The sequence below is a fragment of the Streptomyces sp. NPDC006743 genome (assembly GCF_040703815.1).
In the GTDB taxonomy this organism is placed as follows: domain Bacteria; phylum Actinomycetota; class Actinomycetes; order Streptomycetales; family Streptomycetaceae; genus Streptomyces.
Map to the genome: position 1 here is coordinate 138,299 of NZ_JBEYJA010000018.1, position 6,118 is coordinate 144,416.

A 6,118-nucleotide genomic window follows, 5' to 3' on the forward strand; every position below is an offset into this window, starting at 1 on the left:
CCTACGGGAGCCGCGCCGGGGGGCCGGCCGGCGGCCCTGCGCCAGGGGCCGGGAGTCAGGCGCCGGCACTCCCGGGTGCCGTACCCCGGTCGCCGGACGGCGCTGTCCCGGGGAGGGTCAGGCGTCGGTGCCGCCGGGCGGCGGGCCGCCGCCGGGCTGTCCGACGCACTCCACCCAGTAGAGCTGTTTGTGGCCGCGCCGGTCGAGGCTGTCGGCGATCTTCTGCGCCTCGGCGCGGGTGGCGTACCTGCCCACGCGGTAGCGGTTGCCGTTGTCGTCCTGCCGGACGACGAGCCAGGGAAGAGTGATCGTGCTGTCGTTCATCCCGCCCCACTGCTCCTTCCCGCCCCTGCGCGCCCCCGCGCTCCCGGTCACGTCCGGCTTCCGGCGCCGTGCCGGGAAACCGCACTTCGCATATGCCCGAGCCTACGCCCAACCTTCACTCAGCGAATACGGCTTTTCACAAAGAGGCATACAACCGGCCAATCCACAGGGGGCGCACGACGACAAACGCGCCGCTCGCGGACATGAGGGGCGCGCGGTCGCGGGCGTGGCGCCGTCGGCGGACGCGAGCACGGGCGACCTGCGAGAACGGCCGGAATCCAGCGCCGGGGGCAGGGATCGGGAGGGAAAGCCGACCGGCGGTTTGCGGGTGGGGGCGCGCACCACCCCCGCGCACGGGCGCTCCGGCACTCCGGCGGCTCCGGACTCCGGGACTGCCGGGCTCCGGAGCTGGCGGACTCCGGGGCCCCGCACCTTCCGTACGGTCAGTACCGCCGACATCTTCCGCACGGGCGGTACCGTCCGCACAGGCCGTACTCTCCGCACCTGACGAAGCGTCTGGCGCGCTGTTTGACGAGGGATCGGGCGCAGAGCGAAGAAGACCGATCACGAGGGCGTAAGAGATGACCACGCAGACCGGGACCAGGCGCGTCGACCACGAACTCATCCGGGCCGCGGCGCACGTCGCGCGCACCCGCTGCCGGGGTGACGAGCACACCATGGCCGCAGCGGCCCGCGCCGACGACGGCCGGATCATCACCGCGGTGAACGCCTGCCACTTCACAGGAGGCCCGTGCGCCGAACTGGTCGTCATCGGCGCGGCGGCCGCCCAGGGCGCCTACCGGCTGGAGACGATCGTGGCCGTGGGCGACCGCGACCGGGGCGTCGTCCCCCCGTGCGGCCGGTGCCGCCAGGTGCTCCTCGACTACTTCCCCGCCCTGGAGGTCATCGTCGGCGAGGGCGAGCACCTGCGCAGCGTCCCCGCCGCCGATCTGCTGCCCGAGACCTACGTCTGGGCGGACCACCAGCTCGACGCCGGGTGACCCGCGGCCCCCGGCCGGCAGCCGGACCGCGCCCGGGCGGCTACTTCACGGGCAGGTGGTACGCCACGCGGTAGCGATCCGCCGGGATGACCACGTCCGCCGTCTCGACGGCCCGGCCGGAGGCGTAGAACGTGCGCTGGACGACCACGACGACATGGCCGGGCACACCACCGAGTGTGATCAGCTCCTCGGCGAGGCCGGGGCGGGCGCCCACCTCCTCCGTGACGTTGTCCACGATGATGTCGATGGCGCGCATCCGCTCGACCACGCCCATGCCGCCGAGCGGCCCCTCCTCGGGAAGCATCACGGGGGTGCGGCCGGTCAGCGCGAGCGGCTCCCAGGAGGTGGAGAGCATCATCGCCTCACCCGCTTCCCGGAAGACGTACTTGGTGCACATCACACGGTCGCCGGGCTTGATGCCGAGCCGGTCGGCGATCGCGACGCTCGCCGCGGCCTGCGCGCTCCGCGACTCCCAGCTGCCGCGCGCCTCGGCGTCGGCCTGCTCCTGCCGGAACGGCGTCGCCCCGCCGGCCGGGCGGAACCCGGAGCGGGCGACCCGGCGCGGCACGGGCCGCTCGCGCACGTACGTCCCCGAGCCGGAGCGGCCCTCGACCAGGCCCTCGGCCATCAGCACCTTGCGCGCCTCCAGGGCGACCGTGTCCGAGACGCCGTACTCCTCGCGGATCCTGGCCTGCGAGGGCAGCCGGGTGTGCGGGGGCAGCAGGCCGTCGACGATCTTCTTGCGGAGGTCGCCCGCGACCCGCAGATACGCCGGCTGCTCACCGAAAGTCACTGGCCACTCCCATCAGGTTGCACAGACAGCAACAGCGTGACAACCGAAGGTTGAGCCAGGCAAGTGAAGGCCAGAGAATCACTCGATGTGATGACTTCTGGGGTCGGGGGGCTTTACCCAGGCACTTTCTCCCCGCTATGAGCGTGCTCACACCTGCCGCCCGGCCCCGCCCGCGGCCCCCGCGTCCCCGCCACCGCGCCGCCCAGGTGGGGACCCCTGCCCGGCCAGGCCCATAGCCTTGCGCGTGGTGACGGACCATCCGATGACGCACCGCGTGGGGACGGAGGGCGTGGTGACGAACCGCGTGGTGACGAACCGCGTGGTGACGAACCGCGTGGTGACGGGCACCGGGCGCGGCGGGCGGCCCGGCGGGCGGCCAGCGGGCCCGACGGGCGGCGGTCGGCGGGTGCCCGGTGTGCGGGGCCGGGTTCCGGGCCGCCGCGGTGACCGCCGTCATGGCCGCGGCCGGCGCAGGGCCGCCGCCCGCCCGGCCGAGGGCCGCCCTCGTACGGGCGGGGGCCGACCGGCCCCTCGGCTTCCGCGCCGTGCACCGGCCGACCGGCCTCGCCGCCGCCGGGTGGGTCACCGACCCGACGCCGTACCCGGAGCGGGGCGCCGTCCGCCCCTAACCTGCCTCCATGACAAGTCTGCCGGACCGTTACTGCCCCACCGACGGCGTCCGGGTCCCCAGTGACTCGCTCGCCTGGTGCTGCCCGTCCTGCCACGGTCCCCTGGACCTCGACTTCTCGCCCACTCCGGCGCCCCTGAAATCCCTCACCGGGCGGGTGAACTCGCTGTGGCGGTACGCGGAGACGCTGCCGCTCGCACCGCCCTCGGTGTCCCTCGGCGAGGGCCGCACCCCGCTGGTGACGCTGACGGACGAGGTGTCGGCGAAGCTGGACTACCTGATGCCGACGCTGTCGTTCAAGGACCGGGGCGCGGTGCTGCTGGCCCAGCTCGCGCAGCGCACCGGCCCGCGCCGGGTGGTCGCGGACAGCAGCGGCAACGCGGGCACGGCGATCGCCGCGTACTGCGCCCGCGCCCGGCTGCCCTGCACGGTGTACGTCCCGCTGGGCACCTCCGCGAAGAAGCTGGAGCAGATCGAGGCGCACGGCGCGCGGCTGGAGATCGTCGACGGCGACCGGGCGGCGGCGGGCACAGCGGCGCAGCGGGCGGCGGACGAGCCGGAGACGTTCTACGCCTCGCACGTCTACAACCCGTACTTCCTGCACGGCACCAAGACCTACGTCCACGAGCTGTGGGAGGACCTGGGCGGCCGGCTGCCCGACGTGCTCGTGCTGCCGGTGGGCAACGGCACGCTGCTGCTCGGCGCGGCGCTGGCGATCGCCGAGCTGTACGGGGCCGGGCTGCTGGACCGGCGTCCGGCGCTGTGGGCGGTGCAGGCGGCCGCGGTGGCCCCGCTGGCCGACGCCTGGGCGCAGGGCGCGGAGGAACTCACCGGCACCACCACCCTCGCCCCGACCTACGCCGAGGGCATCGCCATCCCGCGCCCGCCGCGCGCCCGGCAGATCCTGCGCGCGGTGCGGGGTTCGGGCGGCACCTTCCTGACGGTGACGGAGGACCAGATCCGCCACGCCCAGCTGGACCTCGCCTCCCGGGGCCTGTACGTCGAGGCGACGGGCGTGGCCTGCTGGGCGGCGGTGCGGGAGGGCGCGCTCGGCGGAAGGTCGGCGGTGGTGCCACTGTGCGGGGCGGGCCTGAAGTCGGGACTGGCACGGCCGTAACGCCCTCGGAGAGCCGTGGCGCCGCGCACAGCCGTAACGCCCTCGGAGGACCGTGGCGCCGCACACGGCCGCAGCACCCTCGGAGGGCAGTACCGCCGCGCGGGCCTGGGCGCCCGCGCAGGGCGGTAGCGCGCGAGCGGGCCGGGCGGCCGTCGGGGCTCAGTCGTCGAAGGCGGTGGCGCGCGTGCGCTTCTCCCAGGCGGTGATGTCGCCGCGGACCTGGTCGAGGTGGCCGAGGACGGCGGTGACGGCGTCGTCGCCCAGCGGCAGGCGCAGGGGGGTGTCGTCCGCCTCCAGGGCGGCGAGGATCAGCGCCGCCGCCTTCGCGGGGTCGCCGGGCTGGTTGCCGTCACCGCCGGCGACGGAGGCGCGGGTCCCGCTCACCTTGGCGTACAGGCCGCTGTCCGTGCTGACTCCGGCCCGGCCGGTGCCGAACAGCGACGTACGGAAGGCTCCCGGCTCGACGACCAGCACCTTGACGCCGTACTCGGCCACCTCGTCCGCCAGCGCCTCCGACATGCCCTCCAGGGCGAACTTCGTCCCGCTGTACGCCGCGAACCCCGCGAAGGACATCTGCCCGCCCATGCTGCTCATCTGCACGATCGCGCCCGAGCGCCGCTCGCGCATGTGCGGCAGCACGGCGCGGGTGAGCGCGGCCGGACCGAAGACGTGCACGTCGAACAGCTCGCGCAGTTCCTGCTCGGTGGTCTCCTCGAAGGCGCCGACATGGGTGCGGCCCGCGTTGTTGACCAGGACGTCGATGCGCCCGTGCCGGGCGAGCACGTCCCGTACGGCGGCCTCGGCGGCGGCGGTGTCGGCGACGTCCAGCGCCAGTGCCTCCACCTGGTCGGGGTGCGCGGCGAGGAGGTCGGCCAGGGCCTCGGGGCGCCGTGCCGCGCCCACCACGATGTCACCGGCCGCGACGGCGGCCTCGGCGATCGCCCGTCCGAAACCACTGCTCGCCCCGGTCACCAGCCACACCTTGTTCATGACCCCTCCTGGGTTCGTCGTCGCGCTCGCTCGCACGTTCGTGCTTGCTCTCACGGTCGTGCTCGTGCTCGTGTCACCAGGTTCGGCCCGGAACCGGTGGCGCGTCCAAGATCCGTCGTGATAGCCGATGGTCATGACGACGGACGTGCACCTGAGAGACCTGCGGTACTTCGCGACGGCGGCCGAGGAGCTGCACTTCACCCGTGCCGCGGAACGGCTGTACGTGTCACAGCCCGCACTGAGCAAGCAGATCCGGGCGCTGGAGGGGCAGTTGGGCGCGGAACTCTTCGTGCGCGGGCCGCAGGGCGTGGCGCTCACCGACGCCGGGGAGGCGCTGCTGCCGCACGCCGTGCGGGTGCTGGAGGACTGGGAGCGGGCTGCCGCCGCCGTGGAGTCGGCGCGCTCGGCGCGACGCGGCACGCTGGTGGTGGGCATGAGCACCAGCCCGGGGCGCGGCGGGCTGCTGCCGGCGATCCGCTCCCGGTTCACGGCCGCGGTGCCCGAGGCGTCCCTGCGGTTGCGGCAGGTGAGCTGGGACGACCCGACGGCGGGTCTGGCGGGCAAGGAGACCGACGCCGCCTTCGTCTGGCTGCCGCTGCCCGACCCCGAGCGGTACGGGTGGACGGTGGTCGCCGAGGAGCCGCGCCTGGTCGCGCTGCCCGAGACGCATCCGCTGGCCGCCCGTGCGCAGATCGACTTCGCCGATCTGGTCCCGCTGCCGTTCCTGGCGCTGCCCCGGGCCGCCGGTGTGCTGCGGGACCACTGGCTCGCCCTGGACGCCCGCGGTGGACGCCCGCCTCGGATCGGCGCGGAGGTGGCGAGCGCCGAGGAGACGTACGAGGCGCTGGTCGCGGGGCTCGGCGTCTGCCTGGTCGCGGCCGGCAACGCCCCGCTCGTCACGCTGGGCGGGGTGACCACCCGTCCGGTGCGCGGTATCGAACCCAGCCGCTTCGCCTTCGCGTGGCGCCGCGAGGACGCGGACCATCCCCTGGTCCGCGCGTGCGCGCAGGCCTGCCGGCTGGCGACGGGGAGCGTGTGAGAACACCGGGAGGGTGCGAGAACACCAGAAGCGCGTGAGACGTGCGAACGCTGGAGCCCCCGAGAACGGGGAGAGTCCGAGACCGGGGAGGACCCGAGACCGGGGAGAGCCCGAGAACGGGGAAGGCCCGAGAACGGGGAAGGCCCGAGAACGGGGAAGGCCCGAGAACGGGGAAGGCCCGGTGCGACCCGCCCCGGGCAGGGGGGGGCCCCCGGGCCGGGTGGCG

The 6,118-nt window shown here is 74.6% G+C and carries 6 protein-coding genes; 3 read left to right on the plus strand and 3 right to left on the minus strand.

Annotated elements, in window-relative coordinates:
- Nucleotides 1-117: 117 nt before the first annotated feature.
- Nucleotides 118-324: an SPOR domain-containing protein gene (locus ABZ719_RS17640; protein WP_366726072.1), complete on the minus strand. Its 207-nt coding sequence runs from the start codon at nucleotides 322-324 to the stop codon at nucleotides 118-120.
- Between the two features lie 581 nt (nucleotides 325-905).
- Between ABZ719_RS17640 and ABZ719_RS17645 the strand changes: the two genes are divergently transcribed.
- Complete coding sequence (locus ABZ719_RS17645; RefSeq protein ID WP_366726073.1) at nucleotides 906-1,325, plus strand: cytidine deaminase; 420 nt, start codon at nucleotides 906-908, stop codon at nucleotides 1,323-1,325.
- Nucleotides 1,326-1,365: 40 nt separating this feature from the next.
- Here ABZ719_RS17645 and ABZ719_RS17650 read toward each other — a convergent pair whose 3' ends face one another.
- A complete protein-coding gene (locus ABZ719_RS17650) occupies nucleotides 1,366-2,118 on the minus strand; it encodes a GntR family transcriptional regulator (protein ID WP_037864665.1) in 753 nt (250 codons plus the stop codon).
- 638 nt (nucleotides 2,119-2,756) lie between these two features.
- Between ABZ719_RS17650 and ABZ719_RS17655 the strand changes: the two genes are divergently transcribed.
- Complete coding sequence (locus ABZ719_RS17655; RefSeq protein WP_366726074.1) at nucleotides 2,757-3,863, plus strand: pyridoxal-phosphate dependent enzyme; 1,107 nt, start codon at nucleotides 2,757-2,759, stop codon at nucleotides 3,861-3,863.
- A 159-nt stretch (nucleotides 3,864-4,022) separates the two neighbouring features.
- Here ABZ719_RS17655 and ABZ719_RS17660 read toward each other — a convergent pair whose 3' ends face one another.
- Complete coding sequence (locus tag ABZ719_RS17660) at nucleotides 4,023-4,853, minus strand: oxidoreductase (RefSeq protein ID WP_366726075.1); 831 nt, start codon at nucleotides 4,851-4,853, stop codon at nucleotides 4,023-4,025.
- 127 nt (nucleotides 4,854-4,980) lie between these two features.
- On the opposite strand from ABZ719_RS17660, the gene ABZ719_RS17665 reads away from it, so the two are divergent.
- Nucleotides 4,981-5,892: a LysR family transcriptional regulator gene (locus ABZ719_RS17665; RefSeq protein WP_366726076.1), complete on the plus strand. Its 912-nt coding sequence runs from the start codon at nucleotides 4,981-4,983 to the stop codon at nucleotides 5,890-5,892.
- Nucleotides 5,893-6,118: the final 226 nt, after the last annotated feature.